At 71.6% G+C, this 17,796-nt stretch carries 18 protein-coding genes; 8 read left to right on the forward strand and 10 right to left on the reverse strand.

The annotated features are described in order from the left end of the window. Positions 1–20: 20 nt before the first annotated feature. From AB0F89_RS12365 to AB0F89_RS12380, 4 genes are all read right to left on the reverse strand, one after another. Positions 21–449 carry a YciI family protein gene (locus AB0F89_RS12365; RefSeq protein ID WP_367135618.1) on the reverse strand — a complete coding sequence of 143 codons (429 nt, stop codon included), beginning with the start codon at positions 447–449 and terminating at the stop codon, positions 21–23. A 133-nt stretch (positions 450–582) separates the two neighbouring features. Continuing rightward, a complete protein-coding gene (locus AB0F89_RS12370; RefSeq protein WP_367135620.1) occupies positions 583–1,422 on the reverse strand; it encodes an SDR family oxidoreductase in 840 nt (279 codons plus the stop codon). 86 nt (positions 1,423–1,508) lie between these two features. Further along, complete coding sequence (locus tag AB0F89_RS12375) at positions 1,509–1,964, reverse strand: DoxX family protein (RefSeq protein ID WP_367135622.1); 456 nt, start codon at positions 1,962–1,964, stop codon at positions 1,509–1,511. Between the two features lie 24 nt (positions 1,965–1,988). Further along, positions 1,989–2,741 (reverse strand): MSMEG_6728 family protein, encoded by a 753-nt coding sequence (locus AB0F89_RS12380; protein WP_367135624.1) that lies wholly within the window; start codon positions 2,739–2,741, stop codon positions 1,989–1,991. Positions 2,742–2,835: 94 nt separating this feature from the next. On the opposite strand from AB0F89_RS12380, the gene AB0F89_RS12385 reads away from it, so the two are divergent. The 3 genes from AB0F89_RS12385 to AB0F89_RS12395 all read left to right on the forward strand — a co-directional run bounded on the left by AB0F89_RS12385 (position 2,836) and on the right by AB0F89_RS12395 (position 4,715). After that, positions 2,836–3,477, forward strand: coding sequence for a TetR family transcriptional regulator (locus AB0F89_RS12385; protein WP_367135626.1), 642 nt, complete (start codon positions 2,836–2,838; stop codon positions 3,475–3,477). 88 nt (positions 3,478–3,565) lie between these two features. Continuing rightward, positions 3,566–4,045: a hypothetical protein gene (locus AB0F89_RS12390; protein ID WP_367135628.1), complete on the forward strand. Its 480-nt coding sequence runs from the start codon at positions 3,566–3,568 to the stop codon at positions 4,043–4,045. Positions 4,046–4,082: 37 nt separating this feature from the next. Beyond that, a complete protein-coding gene (locus AB0F89_RS12395) occupies positions 4,083–4,715 on the forward strand; it encodes a ThuA domain-containing protein (RefSeq protein WP_367135630.1) in 633 nt (210 codons plus the stop codon). Between the two features lie 96 nt (positions 4,716–4,811). Here AB0F89_RS12395 and AB0F89_RS12400 read toward each other — a convergent pair whose 3' ends face one another. After that, positions 4,812–6,101: an ROK family protein gene (locus AB0F89_RS12400; RefSeq protein WP_367135632.1), complete on the reverse strand. Its 1,290-nt coding sequence runs from the start codon at positions 6,099–6,101 to the stop codon at positions 4,812–4,814. Between the two features lie 156 nt (positions 6,102–6,257). Between AB0F89_RS12400 and AB0F89_RS12405 the strand changes: the two genes are divergently transcribed. From AB0F89_RS12405 to AB0F89_RS12425, 5 genes are read left to right on the forward strand one after another with little or no spacing between them, the layout of a single operon-like run. Continuing rightward, positions 6,258–7,946 carry an ABC transporter substrate-binding protein gene (locus tag AB0F89_RS12405; protein WP_367135634.1) on the forward strand — a complete coding sequence of 563 codons (1,689 nt, stop codon included), beginning with the start codon at positions 6,258–6,260 and terminating at the stop codon, positions 7,944–7,946. 28 nt (positions 7,947–7,974) lie between these two features. Beyond that, positions 7,975–8,964: an ABC transporter permease gene (locus AB0F89_RS12410; RefSeq protein ID WP_367135636.1), complete on the forward strand. Its 990-nt coding sequence runs from the start codon at positions 7,975–7,977 to the stop codon at positions 8,962–8,964. 17 nt (positions 8,965–8,981) lie between these two features. Next, entirely contained in the window at positions 8,982–10,778 is a 1,797-nt protein-coding gene (locus AB0F89_RS12415) for a dipeptide/oligopeptide/nickel ABC transporter permease/ATP-binding protein (protein ID WP_367135638.1), read from the forward strand. After that, positions 10,775–11,638, forward strand: coding sequence for an ABC transporter ATP-binding protein (locus tag AB0F89_RS12420; protein WP_367135640.1), 864 nt, complete (start codon positions 10,775–10,777; stop codon positions 11,636–11,638). Before AB0F89_RS12415 ends, AB0F89_RS12420 begins: the two co-directional genes overlap by 4 nt. Beyond that, positions 11,635–13,701, forward strand: coding sequence for a glycoside hydrolase family 36 protein (locus AB0F89_RS12425; RefSeq protein ID WP_367135642.1), 2,067 nt, complete (start codon positions 11,635–11,637; stop codon positions 13,699–13,701). The genes AB0F89_RS12420 and AB0F89_RS12425 overlap by 4 nt, the downstream gene beginning before the upstream one ends. A gap of 3 nt (positions 13,702–13,704) precedes the next feature. On the opposite strand, the gene AB0F89_RS12430 is transcribed toward AB0F89_RS12425, so the two are convergent. The 5 genes from AB0F89_RS12430 to AB0F89_RS12450 form a co-directional block, all read right to left on the reverse strand. Next, entirely contained in the window at positions 13,705–14,226 is a 522-nt protein-coding gene (locus tag AB0F89_RS12430) for a DUF3558 domain-containing protein (protein ID WP_367135643.1), read from the reverse strand. A 129-nt stretch (positions 14,227–14,355) separates the two neighbouring features. Then, positions 14,356–15,864, reverse strand: coding sequence for a hypothetical protein (locus AB0F89_RS12435; RefSeq protein WP_367135645.1), 1,509 nt, complete (start codon positions 15,862–15,864; stop codon positions 14,356–14,358). 23 nt (positions 15,865–15,887) lie between these two features. Next, positions 15,888–16,424 carry a DUF3558 domain-containing protein gene (locus AB0F89_RS12440; RefSeq protein ID WP_367135647.1) on the reverse strand — a complete coding sequence of 179 codons (537 nt, stop codon included), beginning with the start codon at positions 16,422–16,424 and terminating at the stop codon, positions 15,888–15,890. Positions 16,425–16,441: 17 nt separating this feature from the next. After that, on the reverse strand, positions 16,442–16,813 hold the full coding sequence (locus AB0F89_RS12445; RefSeq protein ID WP_367135649.1) for a hypothetical protein: 372 nt from the start codon (positions 16,811–16,813) through the stop codon (positions 16,442–16,444). 77 nt (positions 16,814–16,890) lie between these two features. Next, entirely contained in the window at positions 16,891–17,661 is a 771-nt protein-coding gene (locus tag AB0F89_RS12450; RefSeq protein WP_367135651.1) for an ESX secretion-associated protein EspG, read from the reverse strand. Positions 17,662–17,796 lie beyond the last annotated feature (135 nt).

A 17,796-nucleotide genomic window follows, 5' to 3' on the forward strand; every position in this document is an offset into this window, starting at 1 on the left:
GCGAGGCGGGCACCGGGCGGTCAGCCGTCGGCGCGGGCTTCCTGCTGCGCGCGCAGCTCGCGCTCGCGGGACTTCAGCTCCTCGGAGGCGTTGACGAAGTCGTCCTCGCCGAAGACCTGGCGGATCTCGATCTGGGACTCCTCACCGGTCGGGTTCGGCACCCGCTTCACCCACTCGACCGCCTCTTCCAGCGACTTGACCTCCAGCAGCCAGAAACCCGCGATCAGCTCCTTCGTCTCGGTGAACGGGCCGTCCACGACCGTCCGCCGGTCACCGGAGAAGTAGACCCGCGCGCCCTTGGAGCTGGGGTGCAGGCCCTCGCCCGCCAGCAGCACGCCCGCCTTGACCAGCTCCTCGTTGAACGCGCCCATCTCGTTGAGCTGCTCCTCGGTCGGCTGCGCCCCGGCCTCGGTCTCCTCGGTCGCCTTGACGATCACCATGAAACGCATCTCGATCTCCCTGTCGGGTCCGGTGGCCGGTCCATCCTGGCCTGCACCTGTGCGACGATCGGGCGGGGGTGCGGATCGACACGGTCGCCGAACTTTCTCCGAGATTTTTTGCCAGGCTCCTGACCTGCGGCGATCACGTGATGGGCGAGCCGCCGGTGACGCCGACGACCTCGCCGGTGATGTAGCTGGACTCGGCGGAGGCGAGGAAGACGTACAGCGGCGCCAGCTCGGCGGGCTGCCCGGCGCGACCCATCGGCGACTGCTCGCCGAAGTCCGCCACCTTCTCCGGCGGCATGGTGGCCGGGATGAGCGGCGTCCACACCGGACCGGGGGCCACCGAGTTCACCCGGATCTTCCGGTCGACCAGGTTCTGCGCCAGGCCCTTGGTGAAGTTGACGATCGCGGCCTTGGTGGTCGCGTAGTCGAGGAGCTGGAACGAGGGCTGGAAGCCCTGGATCGAGGACGTGGTGATGATCGCGGAACCTTCGGGCATGTGCGGCACGGCCGCCTTGCACAGCCAGAACATCGCGTAGACGTTGGTCTTCACGACCCGGTCGAACTGCTCGGTGGTGATGCCGAGCAGGCCGTCCTCCTGGGCCATCTGGTAGGCGGCGTTGCTGACCAGGATGTCGATGCCGCCGAACTCCTCGACCGCGCGGGCCACGACGGCCGCGCACTGCGCCTCCTCGACCAGGTCGCCGGGGACGGTGATCGCCTTGCGCCCGGCGTCCTCGATGAGCCGCGCGGTGTCGCGCGCGTCCTTCTCCTCTGCGGGCAGGTACGAGATCAGCACGTCGGCGCCCTCGCGCGCGAACGCCAGCGCGACGGCCCGGCCGATGCCGGAGTCGCCGCCGGTGATCACGGCCTTCTTCCCGGTCAGCCGTCCCGTGCCGCGGTAGCTGTCCTCGCCGTGGTCGGGGGTGGGGCGGACGTCGTCGGTCAAACCTGGGTATTCGATGGAGGTCTCGGCCATGACCGCAGGGTGCCCGGTGACGGGTCCTTGACACGCCTGAAGCGCACCTCGGGGCGTGAGGTGCGCTTCAGGCGTTCGGGATCGGCTTACCGCTGCGAGATCTGCTGCTTGCGGAACGCGCGCTGGAGGGTGAACGCGCCCGGCCCGAGGACGGCGAGCAGCAGGAACACCCAGCTGTAGACGGCGGCCAGCTCGCCCGTGTTGTGCACCGGGAGCAGCGCCTCGGGCTGGTGGACGGTGAAGTAGGCGTAGGCCATCACGCCGGAGAGCACGAACGCCGCCGGCCGGGCGGCCACGCCGACCAGCACCAGGACCGCGCCGACCAGCTCGATCACGCTGCCGTACCAGCCCGGCCACGAGCCGAACGGCACCGCGGCGCCCTGGCCGTCGATGCCGCCGAGGAAACCCAGGCCCATCAGGCCGTGGCAGCCGAACAGGAACGACACGACGACGCGGGTGGCGGCGAGCACCAGGTCGTTGCGCCTGGTGGTGGCAGCGGCGGTGGCGATGCTGGCGGCGGTGCGGATCTCGGTCGTGGTCATCTCGGGCTCCCCTTCTCGGTGGTCTCACCAAGGCGTCGAACGGGGACCCCTCGGGATCGACACGGCCGCCGAACTTTTTTCCGAGAAGTTCAAGCGAAGGGTGAACCGGCTGGTCGGAGCCGGTAGGCGTTGGCCGCGGCGGAAGAAGCGGACCTGCCGCGGGTCGTCCGCCTCGGCCCGCATGGCGTCCAGGTCGGCCTCGGTCGGCACCCTGGCGACGGACGGGCCGGGCCGGTGGTCCAGCGGCGGCGCGGGCGGCAGGTGCTCGTCGGGCAGCGGCGGCAGGTCGAGCCGGCACGCGATCAGGCCGGTCGTCTCCGGGACCTCCAGGGGGAACACCGGCGTCGGCCAGACGTAGTCGAGGTCGTCCGGGACGCCCGGGAACAGCGGCCGGTAGAAGTCGGGGTCCTTGCGCAGCAGGGAGGACTGGTGGCTGCGGTGCAGGTCCTCGTCGCCGAGCCACGGCGGCAGCAGCCCCTCCTTCAAGCACCAGGACCAGCTGACCTCCCGGCCGCCGTTGTAGTCCAGCAGCACGGCGCGCATCCCGTCCCGGTGGCCGCGGCGGCGCCACTCGTCGCACACCGCGACGCCGTAGGCGACCAGCGCGGGCGTGAAGCCGCGCCACATCACCACCGCCGGGTGGTTCTTCCAGCCGTACTCGGGCCAGATCAGGGCGCGCAGGATCTGCAACGTCTCCACGCGCTGCTTGCCGAGCCTGCGGGAGTCGAGGGCGGCGGCGCTGCGGCCGAACGTGTCGCACGGCAGGAACGTCTGCACCCCAGGCAGCTACCCCGTGCGGCGGCGGGTCAAGCGGACCGGGCGGGTGAAGTTGGGCATGAACAAGAGACCGGCGGGCTGTTAGCCTGCGGCGGTGGAGTTCCAGCGCGCCCGGCGGCCCGAGCAGGTGGAGCAGCGGCGGCGGGCGATCCTGGACGCGGCGCGCGCGGTGCTGCGGGAGCGGTCCGTCGCCGACATCAGCCTGCGCGAGCTGAGCCACCGGGTCGGGCTGGCCAAGTCGAACGTGCTGCGGTACTTCGACAGCCGGGAGGCGATCTTCCTGGAGGTGCTGGACGGGGAGTGGGCCGCCTGGCTGGACGAGGTGGAGGACGCGCTGGGCGCCACCTCGGACGCGGTCGAGGTGGCCACCGCGGTCGCGACGACGCTGCTGCGCCGGCCGCTGCTGTGCGAGCTGGTCAGCGGCATGGCCGGGGTGCTGGAGCGCAACATCACGGTGGAGTTCGCGCGCGGGTTCAAGCGGCGGGCGCACGCGCGCACGGACCGGCTGGCGGACCTGGTGCGGGCACGCGTGCCGGTGCTGGACGAGGCGGGCGCGCGCCACTTCGCCCGCGCGGTGCTGGTGATGACGGCCGGCCTGTGGCCGCACGCGCACCCGACCGACGCGGTCGCGCGGGCGGTGGCCGAACTGGGCGGCCCGCCGGCGGCCGAGCTGGTCCGCGACGGCTTGACCGAGGGCCTGGTCAACCAGCTGGTCGGCCTGGTGGCGCGGTCCTGATCCCACGCTTTGCCCGGACCCGCCCGGTCGGGCAGGATGCGGGCGACTGCTTGAGGCGCGTCGCCTCGACCGGGGTGCGGGAGGCGTCGTGCGGGTCGTTCGTGCTGTCCACGTGCTGGTGGCCGCGGCGCTGGTCGGCGCCGTCCCCTCGGCCGTCGTGGCGCGCCTGCCGGAAGCGCGGACCCCGTCGGCCGCCGCCGCGCCGCTCTCCGTCCAAGGTGGATCGCTGCGCGCGGACGCCGACCGACCCGCGCCGCCCGCCCACCCCGCCGCCACCGAGCCGGTCGCCGAGTCGCTGCCCAACGCCGCCCCCGTCGACCAGCCCGTTCCGGGCCAGGCCGTCACCGATCAGGGAGTCACCGGCCAGGCGGTCACCGACCAGACCGGCACGACCCCGTCCGACGGCCTGTCCGTCGCCGAGCGCAACAACCGCGTCGCCACCCCGCGGCCGTCGATGGAGGAGACGCTGGGCACCCGCCGGCCGCCACCGCCGGTGGTGATCCGCAACGACCCGCCGCCCCCTCCCACGCCCGCGCCCGAACCGGAGCCCGTCCCACCCGCGCCGTGACGGCGTCGTCCTCGGTCGATCACCTAGGGTCGGTGGGGTGAAGGCACTCGTCGTTCGCGGTGGTTGGCCGGGGCACTCGCCGGTGGAGGCCACCGACTCGTTCCTGCCGTTCCTGCGGTCCTCGGGCTTCTCGGTGGACGTCTCCGACTCGCTGGAGGTCTACGACGCGAACCTGGGCTCCTACGACCTGGTCCTCCAGTGCTGGAGCGACGGCGTGCTGACCGACGACCAGTTCGCCTGCCTGGAGGCGGCGGTGCGCGGTGGCACCGGGCTGGCCGGGTGGCACGGCGGCCTGGTCGACTCGTTCCGCCACTCCCGCGGTTACCTCCAGCTGGTCGGCGGGCAGTTCGTCGCCCACCCGGGCGGCTTCGTCGACCACCGGGTCGAGATCACGTCGACCCACCCCGTGGTGGAGGGGCTGTCCGGCTTCGACCTGCGCACCGAGCAGTACTGGGTGCTGACCGACGGCCTCAACGACGTCCACGCGACCACGACCTTCGCCGCCGAGTCGCCGTGGCACGCGCCGCTCACCGTGCCCGCCGTGTGGACCCGCCGCTGGGGCGCCGGCCGCGTGTTCGCCTGCACGATCGGCCACTTCCCGGCCGACCTGGCCCACCCGCCGGTCCGGACCCTGGTCGAACGCGGCCTGCTCTGGGCCACCCGCCACTGACCCCCGCGAGTCGAACGCCCACGACCGGCGAGTCGAACGCCCACGACCGGCGAGTCGAACACCCACGACCCCCGAACCGAACGCTCACGACCCCGCTCAAGCGCCCCGGGTCTGCTCGCCCACCGGCTCCGGCAGGGCCGCGGGCTCCGAGTCGGCCAGGTTCTCCGGCAGCCGCAGCCCCTCGTGCAGCGGCACGAGCTCGGACTGCAGCACGAGCGCCGCCCCGCCGATCGCCGACGCCGTCGCGGCCGAGCGCGACAACCGCACGTCGACGCCGTGCGCCGCGCGCGAGAAGAAGGTGCGCTCCAGCTCGTCCCGGACCACCGGCAGGTACACCGACCCGGCGATCGCGAAGCTCGGTCCGGTCAGCACCAGGACCTCCAGGTCCATGATGTTGGCCAACGTCCGCGCCGCCACCGCGACGTACCGCGCCGAGCGCTCCAGGATCGCCGACGCCGCCGGCTCGCCCCGCCGCGCCGCCCGGCTCACCGCCGCGAAGTCCGACGACACCGAACGCGCCCGCCCGGTCAACCCGGCCGACCTGGCCAGCTCCGCGTCCGCCCGCGCCGCCGCGACCACCGCCGCGGGCCCGCCCAGCGCCTCGACGCACCCGCGCGCGCCGCACCAGCACTCCGGACCGTCGGCGTCGACGCAGATGTGGCCGATCTCCCCGGCGTTGCCGCTGGTGCCGCGGTAGGTGATGCCGTTGATCACCAGGCCCGCGCCGATGCCGGTGCCCATGTAGAGGGCCGCCGAGGTGGACGTGCCGCCGATGCCGCCCGACCAGTGCTCGCCCAACGCCGCCGCGGTGGCGTCGTTGTCCAGCACCACCGGCAGGCCCGTCGCCCGCTCCAGCTCCTGGTCGAGCGGGAAGTCCTCCCACTTGCGCATGGAAGGCGGGGTCAGGCCCATGCCGGTCTCCGAGCTGAGCGGGCCGGGGGAGACCAGGCCGAGGCCGAGCACCCGGTTGTGGTCCACGCCGACGCCGTCGATCAGGCCCTTCACCTCGGCCGCCATCCGCGCCACCACGGTCCGCGGTTCCGCCGCGCCCGCGCCCGCCCTCGAAATGCGCGCCACGACCGAACCGCCGAGATTGGTCAGCACGTAGGTGATGCCCGCGTGGTCGAGGTGCACGCCGACGGCGTAGCGGGAGGAGTGGTTGAGCTGCAGCAGCACCCGCCGCTTGCCGCCGGTCGACTCGGCGCGGCCGGTCTCCACGACCAACCCCTCGTCGATGAGCTTGCGGACGACGGTCGAGATGGTGGCGCCGGTGAAGCCGGTGGCGTTGATGAGGCCGACCCGGCTGATCGTGCCCGCCGCGCGGATCACGTCGAGCACGGCGGACTTGCTGCTCGCGTGTTGCGTCGCCCGCGCCGGTCCGCTCACGTGGTCCCCCGCGTCCGTCTTAGTTCGTTCGTCGGTCGAAGAGTAGCAACTTGACCGGCAGATGACGCCGAGGTGTTGACTTCGTTTCTTCGATGACTTAACAATCTGCCTCAACGCGGGACCGCGGCCGGTCTCGGGCCACGAGAGGAATCGACGATGTCCCTGAAGGCAAGGCGCTTCTCACGGGCGCGCATGGCGGCGGCCGGACTGGCCGCGGTCGCCATGCTCGCGACTGCGTGCGGCGGGTCCAGCTCGGGCGGTGACGCGAACAAGGACACGCTCATCGTGTACACCGGTCAGTCCGGTGACTGGCAGCTGAACTTCAACCCGTTCTCGCCGACCATGCTCGAAGGCCCGGGCACCATCTTCGAGCCGCTGTTCTTCTTCAACAACATCCGCGACGTCGAACCGCGGCCCCGCCTCGGCAAGAGCTTCGAGTGGAACGCCGACGGCACCCAGCTCGACATCGAGCTGCGCGGCGACGCGAAGTGGACCGATGGCCAGAAGTTCACCGCCGAGGACGTCGTCTTCACCCTTGACATGATCACCAAGAACCCGGCCATGAACGGCACGGGCTACAAGGGCGTCGCCACCGCCGTGGACGACACCCACGTGTCGATCAAGTTCACCGAACCGTCCTTCATGGAGGGCCCGCAGGTCCTCGGCCGGGTCTGGATGGTCCCCGAGCACAAGTGGAAGGACGTCGCGACCCCGTCGACCGACGTCGTCAAGGAGCCCGTCGGCACCGGCCCGTTCATGCTGGACGAGTTCAAGGCCCAGGCGTTCACCCTCAAGGCGAACCCCGACTACTACGAGGGCGCGCCCGCGCTGAAGCAGGTCCGCTACCTGGCGCTGTCCGGCAACCAGTCCGGTGAGGCCGCCCTGAAGCAGGGCCAGATCGACTGGCAGACCGGCCCGGTCCCGGACATCAAGAACGTCGAGAAGAACTACCCCGGCTACAAGGCCATCACCATCCCGATGAACCAGGTCGCCCTCTTCACCTGCTCGAACGCCGAGCTGGGCTGCCAGGGCCCGCAGACCGACGTCGCCGTCCGCAAGGCGATCTACTACGGGATCAACCGCACCCAGATCAACTCGCTGGCCTTCGAGAACACCGCGAGCGAGGTCTCGCCGGGCGCCGCGCTGGTCGAGCGGGACAAGGACCAGATCTCCGGCGAGCTCCAGGAGAAGACCGCCCCGATGCAGCCCGACGCGGCCAAGGCCACGCAGTTGCTGGAGGCGGCCGGCTACGCCAAGGGCGGCGACGGGATCTACGAGAAGGACGGCAAGCCGCTGGCCATGACCCTCAAGGTCGTCGCCGGCTGGACCGACTACATCACCGCCGTCGACACGATGGCGCAGCAGCTGCAGCAGGTCGGCATCAAGGCGACCGCGCAGCAGGTGTCCTGGAACGAGTGGTCCGACGCCCGCGGCCGCGGCAACTTCGAGCTGCTGATCGACTCGCTGCACCAGGGCCCGGCGCCCGACCCGTTCTACAACGCGTCCTACTTCTTCAGCACCGCGACCACCGCCGAGGTCGGCGAGGTGGCGAACCCGAACTTCGCCCGCTTCTCCAACCCCGGCGTGGACGCCGCGCTGGCCGCGCTGAAGGGCATCGACCCGGAGGACGACGCCGCCCGGCAGCCGCACTTCGACACGATCCAGACCGAGATCGAGAAGTCGATCCCGTACATCCCGGTGCTCACCGGCGGCACGACCAGCGAGTTCAACGCCAAGAAGTTCACCGGGTGGCCGACCACCGACGACCTCTACTCGTTCCCGGCCGTCTGGGCACGACCGGAGCACTCGGAGATCTACCTGAAGCTCAAGCCGGCCGGCCAGTGACCGACTGATCGAGGCGATAGGCGGACCGATGAGGTACTACGCCCGAAAGTTCGCGTTCTACCTGGTCGCCCTCTGGGCGGCGCTGACGCTGAACTTCTTCATCCCGAGGCTCATGCCGGGCAACCCGGTGGACATCCTCATGGCGAAGCTCGCGCAACGCGGCGGAACCGTGGACCCGTCGGCCCGCAGAGCGTACGAACTGCTGCTCGGCACGAACAGCGGTGAATCGCTCCTCACGCAGTACACGTCCTACCTGGGCAACATGTTCCGCGGTGATCTGGGCATCTCGGTGAGCGCGTTCCCGACGCCGGTGTCCCAGATCATCGCGGAAGCCCTGCCGTGGACCCTGATGCTCGTCGGCATCGCGACGTTCCTGTCGTTCGTCCTCGGCATCGCCCTCGGCACGTTCGTCGGCTGGCGGCGCGGCACCTGGCTGGACAGCCTGGTGCCCGCCACCACCGTGCTGGCCGCCGTGCCGTACTTCTGGCTGGCGCTGATCCTGGTCGCGATCCTGTCGTCCGGCCTGGGCTGGTTCCCGCTGCAGGGCGGCTACGACGTGGTCCTGTGGCCCGGCTGGAACGCCGACTTCATCGGTTCCGCCCTCTACTACGGCACGCTGCCCGCGCTGACGATCGTCATCTCGTCCGTCGGCGGCTGGCTGCTCGGCATGCGCAACATGATGGTGTCCGCCACCGCCGAGGACTACGTGCTGACGGCCAAGGCCAAGGGCCTGCGCGACTCCCGCATCATGATCAAGTACGCGGCCCGCAACGCGGTGCTGCCGTCGGTCGCGGGCTTCGCGATCTCGCTCGGCTTCGTGGTGGCGGGCTCCATCATCACCGAGCAGGTGTTCTCCTACCCCGGCATCGGCTCCAAGCTGCTGCAAGCGGTGCAGAACAACGACTACGCCCTCATGCAGGGCATCTTCCTGGTGATCACGGTCGCCGTGCTCGGCGCGAACCTCGTGGTCGACCTGCTGTACGCCGTCATCGACCCGCGCACCCGCGTCAGCGGCTGAGAAGGAGAACGGACACCGTGACCAACCTCAGTGCCGTCGCCGTCGAGCCGCCGCGCGGCCGGGCCGGCTGGCGGTCCACGCTGCCGCGCTGGTCGCCGAAGCTCGGCGTCGGCCTGGTCCTGATCGGCCTCATCGGCCTGTTCGGCCTGCTCGGCCCGTTCCTGGTCGGCGACCCGAACACGATCCGCGACATCAGCCTCACCGCGCCCGGCGGCGAGTTCTGGCTGGGCACCACGCTCACCGGCCAGGACATCGTGGCGCAGCTCGCGCACGCCACCCGCGGCTCGCTCTACATCGGCCTGATGGTCGGCGTGATGGCGACCGCCCTGTCCGCGCTGTTCGGCATCGTCGGCAGCTACATCGGCGGGTACGTCGACGAGGCGTTCTCGTTGTTCTCCAACGTGATGCTGGTGATCCCCGGCCTGCCGCTGGTGATCGTCATCTCCGCGTTCGTGCCCGCCGACCAGCGCGGCTCGTGGACGATCGCGGTGGTGCTGGCGATCACCGGCTGGGCCGCGTCGGCCCGCGTGCTGCGGGCCCAGACGCTGTCGCTGCGCAACCGGGACTACGTCGCCGCGGCCAGGGTCTCCGGCGAGCGGCCGTGGCGCGTCATCACGGTCGAGATCCTGCCGAACCTGCTGCCGCTGCTGGCCTCGCAGTTCGTCTTCTCGGTGATCTACGCGATCCTGAGCGAGGCGGGCCTGTCGTTCCTGGGCCTCGGCGCGTCCAACTCGTCCACCCTCGGCACGATGCTCTACTACGCGCAGAACGGCTTCGCGCTGCAACGCGAGGCGTGGTGGTGGTTCGTGCCGCCGGGCCTGGTCATCGCCCTGTTCGGCTGCGGCCTGGCGCTGGTCAACTTCAGCATCGACGAGATCATCAACCCCAAGCTGCGCGACGTGCCCCGGCGTGGCGAGGCCGAGGCCGCCCGGACGCCGGACCCCGCGGCGCGGGTGGACGACGACGTGGTGCTGACCGTCGAGAACCTGTCCGTCGTCTACCAGGTGGAGAACCCGGTGCACGCGGTCAAGGACGTGTCGATCACGCTGCGGCGCGGCGAGATCCTGGGCCTGGCGGGGGAGTCCGGCTGCGGCAAGACGACGCTCGCCTACGCGGTCAACCGGCTGCACCGGCCCCCGGCGGAGGTGACCACCGGCTCGGTCACGTTCCACGACCGCGAGGGCGACGACGTCGACGTGCTCGCGCTGACGCCCGGCGAGCTGCGCGAGTTCCGCTGGTCGAAGCTGTCCATGGTGTTCCAGGGCGCGATGAACGCGCTGAACCCGGTCATCTCGATCCGGGCGCAGCTGGAGGACGTGCTCACCACGCACCGCCCGGAGATGACCAAGGCGCAGCGCAGGGCCAAGTGCGAGGAAGTGCTCAGGCTGGTCGGCGTGGACGTGCGCCGGCTCGGCTCGTTCCCGCACGAGCTGTCCGGCGGCATGCGGCAGCGGGTGATGATCGCCATGGCGCTGCTGCTCGACCCGCAGGTCATGATCATGGACGAGCCGACGACCGCGCTGGACGTGGTCGTGCAGCGCGGCATCCTGCGGGAGATCCTGCGGCTGCGCGACGAGATCGGCTTCGCCGTCCTGTTCATCACCCACGACCTGCCGCTGCTGCTCGAACTCGCCGACCGGATCGCGGTGATGAAGGAGGGCGAGGTGGTCGAGTACCGCACCGCCGAGGAGATGTTCGAGCGGCCCGAGCACCCCTACACCCGCCAGTTGCTCGACTCGTTCCCCAGCCTGACCGGCGAACGCGGCTCGTTCGTCCGCTCCGGCGAGCCCACCACGCCCGGAGGCACCCGATGACCGCGTTGGAAGCGAGTGGGCTGGTCAAGGACTTCCACGTCCGGGTCGGCCTGCGGCGGGTCAGGCTGCGCGCGGTGGACAACGTGTCGTTCACCCTCACCCCCGGCCGCACGGTGGCGCTGGTCGGCGAGTCCGGCTCGGGCAAGTCGACCATCGCCCGGATGATCGCCCGGCTGGAGAAGCCCAGCGGCGGCTCCATCGCGGTGACCGGCCCGGACGGCGCCCGCGTGCCCGACCGGCAGTACCGGGACCACGTGCAGATGGTGTTCCAGGACCCGTTCGCGTCGCTGAACCCGTTCCACACCATCGAGCACCACCTGGCGCGACCGCTGAAGCTGCACGGCAAGCCGCACGGCTGGGACGACGTGGTGCGGCTGCTGGACCGCGTGTCGCTGCCCGGCCGCGACGTCGCCGGCCGCCGCCCGCACGAGCTGTCCGGCGGCCAGCGGCAGCGGGTGGCCATCGCGCGGGCGCTCGCGCCGGGCGCCAAGGTCGTGGTGGCCGACGAGCCGGTGTCCATGCTCGACGTCTCGATCCGGCTGGGCGTGCTGAACCTGATGGCGCGCCTGCAGCGGGAGGAGGACCTGGCCGTCCTCTACATCACCCACGACCTGGCCACGGCACGGCACTTCTCCGACGACATCCTCGTGCTCTACAAGGGGCGCGTGGTCGAGCGGGGCCCGGCCGACGAGGTGATCCTCAACCCGCAGCACCCGTACACCAAGATCCTGGCCTCCGCCGCGCCGAACCCCGAGGCGCGCGGCCGGGCCGTCGAGATCGACCCGGCCGACGTGGAACGGGCCGGCTCCGCCGCCGCTTACGACCACAACACCGGTGCGTGGGAGGAGGTCGCCACATGACGGTGACCTGGTCGACGGGCGCGATCCGGCTCGTCCTGACGGGCGGTGAGGACCGGCCGGTGAGCCTGCTCTCGCTGCGGCCGGACGGCCCGGTCGAGGGGATCGGCGTGCCGCTGGTCGAGGTGCAGGCCCTCGGGCACGGCCGGTTCCCCGGCAGCCACCGCTACGCGGACACCACCATCGGCGCCCGGTTGCGCTACCGCGACCACGTGGCGTCCACCGACGAGCTGCGGGTCGTGCAGCACGACCCGGTGACGGGCCTGGTGGTGTCGTCGGTGTTCCAGGGCGTGGCCGGCGTGCCCGCCGTGCGGACGTGGACGGAGGTGGCGGTCGAGGGCGGGCCGGTGCACGTCCAGGCCGTGACGTCGCTGTCCACCGGCGCGTTCCTGGTCGACTCCGGTCGGTCGGTGGACGAGGTGGACCTGGTGCACGCCGACTCGGACTGGGTCGCCGAGTCGCGCTGGCACCGCACCCCGCTGCGCGAGGCCGGCCTGGTGGCGATGGACCCGACCGCGCACCACCACGCGTCCCGCAGCCGGTTCGCGCTGACGTCGCGCAGCTCGTGGTCCACCGGCGAGCACCTGCCGACCGGCGTGCTGGTGGCGCGGGACGACAGCTGGGCGCTCGCGTGGCAGATCGAGCACAACGGCGCGTGGCACTTCGAGGTCGGCGAGACGGTCGCCGGCGCGTACCTGGCGCTGCTGGGGCCGAGCGACGGCGAGCACCAGTGGGGCCGGGTGGTGACCGAGGACCACGGCTTCACCACCGTGCCCGTGTCGGTGGCGGTCGCCGCCGGCGGGGTGGACGAGGCGTTCGGCGCGCTGACCCGGCAGCGCCGGGCGACCCTGCGCGACCGGCGCGCGCCCGAGCTGCCGGTGGTCTTCAACGACTACATGAACACCCTGATGGGAGACCCGACCACGGAGAAGCTGCTCCCGCTCGTCGACGCGGCGGCCGACGTCGGCGCGGACTACTTCTGCGTCGACGCCGGCTGGTACGCCGAGGACGGCGAGTGGTGGGACAGCGTCGGCGAGTGGCAGCCGTCGCGGACCCGGTTCCCCGGCGGGTTCGGCGAGGTCGCCGACCGCATCCGGGAACGCGGGATGGTGCCCGGCATCTGGCTGGAGCCCGAGGTGGTCGGCATCCGGTCGGCGCCGGCCAGGTCGCTGCCCGACGACGCGTTCTTCCAGCGCCAGGGCGCGCGGGTCGGCGAGCACGGCCGGTTCCACCTCGACCTGCGCCACCCCGCCGCGGTGCGGCACGTGGACGAGGTGGTCGACCGGCTGGTCCGCGAGTTCGGCATCGGGTACGTCAAGCTGGACTACAACATCATGCCCGGCGCCGGCACCGACGTCGGCGGTCTCGCGCCCGGTGACGGCCTGCTCGGGCACAACCGGGCGCACCTGGCGTGGCTGGACTCGGTGCTGGCCCGCCACCCGGGGCTGCTGCTGGAGAACTGCGCGTCCGGCGCCATGCGGATGGACTACGCGATGCTGTCCCGGCTGCACCTGCAGTCCACCTCGGACCAGCAGAACCCGTTGCTGTACCCGCCGATCGCCGCCGCCGCGCCCGCCTCCGTGCTGCCGGAGCAGGCGGGCAACTGGGCGTGCGCGCAGCCGGGGATGTCGCCGGACGAGGCCGCGTTCACGTTGGCCACCGGCGTGCTCGGCCGGCTCTACCTGGCCGGGCGGGTCGACCTGATGGACGACGCGCAGCGGGCGCTGGTGCGCGAGGCCGTGACCGTCCACAAGGGACTTCGGCCGGAGATCGCCACCTCGACGCCCTTCTGGCCGCTCGGGCTGGCCGACCACGTCGGTCCCTGGCTGGCGCAGGGCCTGCGCGCCGCCGGGAACAGCTACGTGACGGTCTGGCGGCTGCCCGACGCCACCGCGGCGGTCGACCTGCCGGTGCCGCACCTGCGCGGGCGGGACGTGGCGGCGTCGCCGGTGTTCCCGGTGGCGTCGCCGTCGTGGGCCTTCGGGTGGGACGCGCAGAGGGGGGTGCTGCGCGTCCACCACTCCGGCGACGCCCCGGCGGCGGTCGTCGTGCGGCTGGCGGGCTGACCGCTAGGGCAGCCTCGGCTCGACCAGTTCGGCGACCCGCAAGGCCGCCGGGCACGGGTCCTCGTCGGGGCTGCCCGAGTTCAGCACCACGTCGACCCGGGACGAGTCGGTGACCCCGATGAAGATCCCGCAGCTGCCGGTCGCGCCCACCGCCTGCTTGGCCCGGTGGCGGCCGATGGTGATCTCGTCGACCGGGTTGCCGTTCGACTGCACGGCGTCCAGCCCGGTGGAGGTGCGGATGCCGACGCCGAGCCGCGCCTTCTCGGGGGAGAAGTTGCACACCTTCGCCGCGCCCAACTGCTCCACCGCCGGTTCGGCGGTCTGCGCGCCGGTGACCTGCTCGGCCTCGGCCTTGGTGAGCAGGGCGCACGGGTCGGCGCCGTCCAGCGGACCGCCCTTGACCGGACCGAACTGCGGCGCGGTGGTCGTGCCGGTGGCCGGCGCGGACTCCGGCTCACCCGTCCCGCAGGCGGTGAGGACCGACAACACGACCGCGACCGCGGCCAGGGTGGTTCGACGGTTCACGGGGTTCCCTGATCGGTCAGGGCGGTGCAAGAACGCCGCCGGCATGGGTGACCGACGGTAGCCCACTTTCTGGGAGCGCTACCAGACCGTTGTCCCGCGAACCGGCCCAGCACCTGCCGCGCAGCGCCGTCAGTGGCCGGACCAGTCGCCGATCACCGGCGGCGCGGTCGCCTCGTCGTTGCCGAACAGGGCTTCGGCGTCGGGTTCGAGCAGGTAGGACGGCGACTGGTGCTCAACGTCCTCCTCGCCCCGGCCCGCGGCGGGCCCACCCATCGGCCCCATGCCAGGCATCCCGGCGCCCACACCCGCCCGACCACCACCCCGTGCCCCTGCCTCACCGTGGGCGCCACCCGCAGCCCACCCCTTCGCCGCCGACCCAGCCCCTCCGGCCAACCCGGACCCCGGCAACCCGCCACCGGGCAGCCCACCACCGGGCACCCGACCGCCACCTCCCGCAGCGCCACCTACACCGCCAACACCTCCGACCCCTCTGCCGAAGCCGCCCCCACCCCGCCCGTTCCGCCCCGCGCCCGTTCCACCGAGCCCACCCGGCCCCGGCACACCCAAGGCATCCCGACCACCGACCCCAGTCCCACCTACGTGCCCATCCCGCCCCCCGGAGGGCGTGTACGTACCCGACCCAGTGCCACTGGTGCCCGTCGTCCCACCAGTTCCACCACTCCCACCATCCCCCGGACCCACCGAAGCGACACCGGTCGTACCACCGACCACCGGCGGCACGACCGCGCGCTCACCCGGCGCGGTCCCGAACGGCTGCCCGGGCCGACCCGGCTGCGGCCGGACGGGCGGCTGGTCAGGCGGCGGAGGCATCGGCGGCGGCGGAGGCGGTGGCGGTGGCGGCACGACCGGCGGCGGCGCGAACGCCGGCTGCGCCGCCGCCGTCTGCGCCACCGTCCGGTCGTACGCCTCCACCGCCAGCGCCGCCTCCATGTGCTCCCGCCGCTGCTTGGTGAACTCAGCCCGATCCGCCTCCGCCTGCATCGCGTAGGCGATCGGGTCGGTGATGGTCATCAGCCGCCGGTTCGCCGCCTCCACGTTGAACGGCTCGGCAGGGGGCAGCGGCACGTTCGACTTTGCCGTTGTCAGAGCATCCGACTGCTGTGCGGACAGGGTGCCCGCCACCTGCGCCGCAGCTCCCATTCCCGCCGACCTGCGGCCGATCTCGGCCATGGCCTGCCGACCCCGGTCCCCCGCGTCTCCCGTCCAATAAGACTCGCTGGCAGTGATCGCCCTGGCGATGACATCCTCGAACTCGACCAGCTTGTTGCCCAACTTCGTCCAGACATCGCTGTTCTCGCCGACGACGCCGGGGTTGGCGTCGATGTTCACGCTTTCGTACAGCTCCCGATGGGGAATGCTGAGGTAGTCGACCCGGGGCTGGGGCGGTGCGGAGCGCTTCAGCATGGTCCCGCCCTGCTGGGAAACCCGCGAGTCCAGCAGGCCGCCGTCCAGGCCGGGGCTGAGCAGTGACGCCACGACGGGGTTGAACGGTCCGAGGGTCTGCGAAGGCTCCTGGGTGACCCGTTCGTCGAACTCCCGACCGGTGGTGACCTCCGAGCGGTGCTCGGAGCCGTCCGTTTCGTAGGAGGACGGTCTTCCCGGTGTTCCCTGGTTCATCGTTGTTGTCCCTCCCCGGACGGCTACGGCAGTTTCGGCTCGACCAGTTCGGCGAGCCGCTTGGCGAAGCCGCACGAGTCCTCGCCGGGTTTCGCCGTGAACACGACGTCCACCCGCGATGACGCGGTGACCCCCAAGATGAAGAAGCAGCTCCCGTAAGGGGAAACCCACACCTTCGCCTCGTGCCCACCGATGGTGTGGTCAGTCACCGGGCCGGTCGGGTTGACCCCGGCCAACCCGACGTTGGTGCGGATGTCGACCGACAAGGGCCGTCCGTTCACGTTGTACTCACAGCCGCGCGCGGTGCCGAGGTCGTTGCGGGCCGGCTCGTCCGCGAGCTTGTCCGCGACGCGCTCGACCTCGGCCACGGTCAGCAGCTCGCACGGGTCGGCGTCCTCCAACGTCGGTGACGCGCTACCGGTGGTGGTCGAGGTCTTGCCCGTCGAGGTCGACGGTGAGCCGCCCACGTTCGCCGACGGCTTGCCCTGGATCGGCCCGCCGCACGCCGTGACGGCGAGGAACGTGGCAGCCAGCCCGACTGCGGCCATCCGAAAGTTCACGGGTTCTTCCTCGGTGTTCAGGTGGAAAGCGTCGATCCACCGGTGTCGGTGACGGATTTCGCGACGTCCTGGTCTTCGGTGTCGTAGAGCTTCATCGCCTCCTGGACCTGCTCCCCGAGCCGGTCGAGATCGCTCCTGAACTGCTTCAGCGCGGCCTCCAACCCCTGGACCGGGTCCGAGGCGATGGTGGCCAGGAACGGCTTGTAGACCTGTGCGGCGGGCGTGGTGCCCAAGGGCGGTTCCTGGGTCAGCCGCCCGGTGGCCTGCGCTGCCCGGTCGAGGTCGAAGTTGATCATCTCGATGGCCCGGAGCAGGGCCTCACCTCCGGTCGTGCTGACGGTGAAGCCCGCCGCGACCGCGGCGCCGAAGTCGGAGACGGCGGCGTTCATGCCGCTGACCCCCCTGATCAGACCTTCCACAGCGATCACCCTCTCCCAAGTGATGTCGGGTCCGACAGCAGTTGTGCTCATGCAGTTCCGGCTCCGCCTCCGAATTCACTCGTAAGGCGGGTCAGCATGCGTTCGAGGGACCAGCGGTCCGCGGGTGTGTAAGTGGCGGTCGGGCGGCCGTCCGGGCCGGTGCCCGGTAGTACCGCGTACCGGCCGGCATCGGTGTCGAGGTAGCTGATGGTGCCCAGTTCCGCCTCACGGCGTCCGTGGCGGGCGGTGGCGGTGAAGTAGCCCGCGCCCAGGCGGGGGCGGCGCACGATTTCCGCGGCGAGGGAGTCGGCGGTGGCGGCGGGGCGCATTCCGGACGTGAAGCGGAATTGTGAGAAGTCCTCATCCGGGGCCCGTGGCGCGGGGGTCGTCACGACGACGGGGGAGCCGGGGCCGGGGCGCAGTTCGGGCAGCAGTCCCAGCAGTGCCCGCACGACGGTGTCCGGGGAGTGCCGGTGGAACGCGACCGCCTCGTCCCGCTGGACCGCGAGCACGCCGCTGCGACCATCCGTGGCGGCGAGGGCGACCAGTGGCGCGTCCCGAATGGCGCCGACCACCGCGATGGTGAGCGGCGCCTGGGCGAACAGGTGCAATTGCTCGACCAATTCGGGTGCGAAGTCGTTTCCGCGCACGAGATCGCGCGCCACCAGGTCGCGGTGAACTGCCGTTATCAGTGAAATGCGTTCCTCGACGGTCACGCCGTGGTGCCCGATGGTGAACGGGAACCGGCGGACGTCCAGCCGCAACGCGTCGCCCACCGCGTCCAGCTCGGCGAACGAACAGACGATCTCCCGCGTCACGCCCGAAGTACCCCCTCTTGATCCACAAGGCCCATGGTGGCAGTGGCGAGTGGACGGCGGACCGCAATTCGGCGGCGCAAAAGGGGGATAAAACGCGAGTGCCGCACGCCTTCAGGTGTGCGGCACTCGCATTCG

It is taken from the genome of Saccharothrix sp. HUAS TT1, from assembly GCF_040744945.1.
In the GTDB taxonomy this organism is placed as follows: Bacteria; Actinomycetota; Actinomycetes; order Mycobacteriales; family Pseudonocardiaceae; genus Actinosynnema.

Excerpts from the sequence above, each read along its gene's own strand:
- AB0F89_RS12365 (WP_367135618.1), bottom strand. The coding sequence starts at position 449 with ATGCGTTTCATGGTGATCGTCAAGGCGACCGAGGAGACCGAGGCCGGG.
- AB0F89_RS12370 (WP_367135620.1), bottom strand. The coding sequence starts at position 1,422 with ATGGCCGAGACCTCCATCGAATACCCAGGTTTGACCGACGACGTCCGC.
- AB0F89_RS12375 (WP_367135622.1), bottom strand. The coding sequence starts at position 1,964 with ATGACCACGACCGAGATCCGCACCGCCGCCAGCATCGCCACCGCCGCT.
- AB0F89_RS12405 (WP_367135634.1), top strand. The coding sequence starts at position 6,258 with ATGTCCCTGAAGGCAAGGCGCTTCTCACGGGCGCGCATGGCGGCGGCC.
- AB0F89_RS12410 (WP_367135636.1), top strand. The coding sequence starts at position 7,975 with ATGAGGTACTACGCCCGAAAGTTCGCGTTCTACCTGGTCGCCCTCTGG.
- AB0F89_RS12420 (WP_367135640.1), top strand. The coding sequence starts at position 10,775 with ATGACCGCGTTGGAAGCGAGTGGGCTGGTCAAGGACTTCCACGTCCGG.
- AB0F89_RS12425 (WP_367135642.1), top strand. The coding sequence starts at position 11,635 with ATGACGGTGACCTGGTCGACGGGCGCGATCCGGCTCGTCCTGACGGGC.
- AB0F89_RS12435 (WP_367135645.1), bottom strand. The coding sequence starts at position 15,864 with ATGAACCAGGGAACACCGGGAAGACCGTCCTCCTACGAAACGGACGGC.
- AB0F89_RS12445 (WP_367135649.1), bottom strand. The coding sequence starts at position 16,813 with ATGAACGCCGCCGTCTCCGACTTCGGCGCCGCGGTCGCGGCGGGCTTC.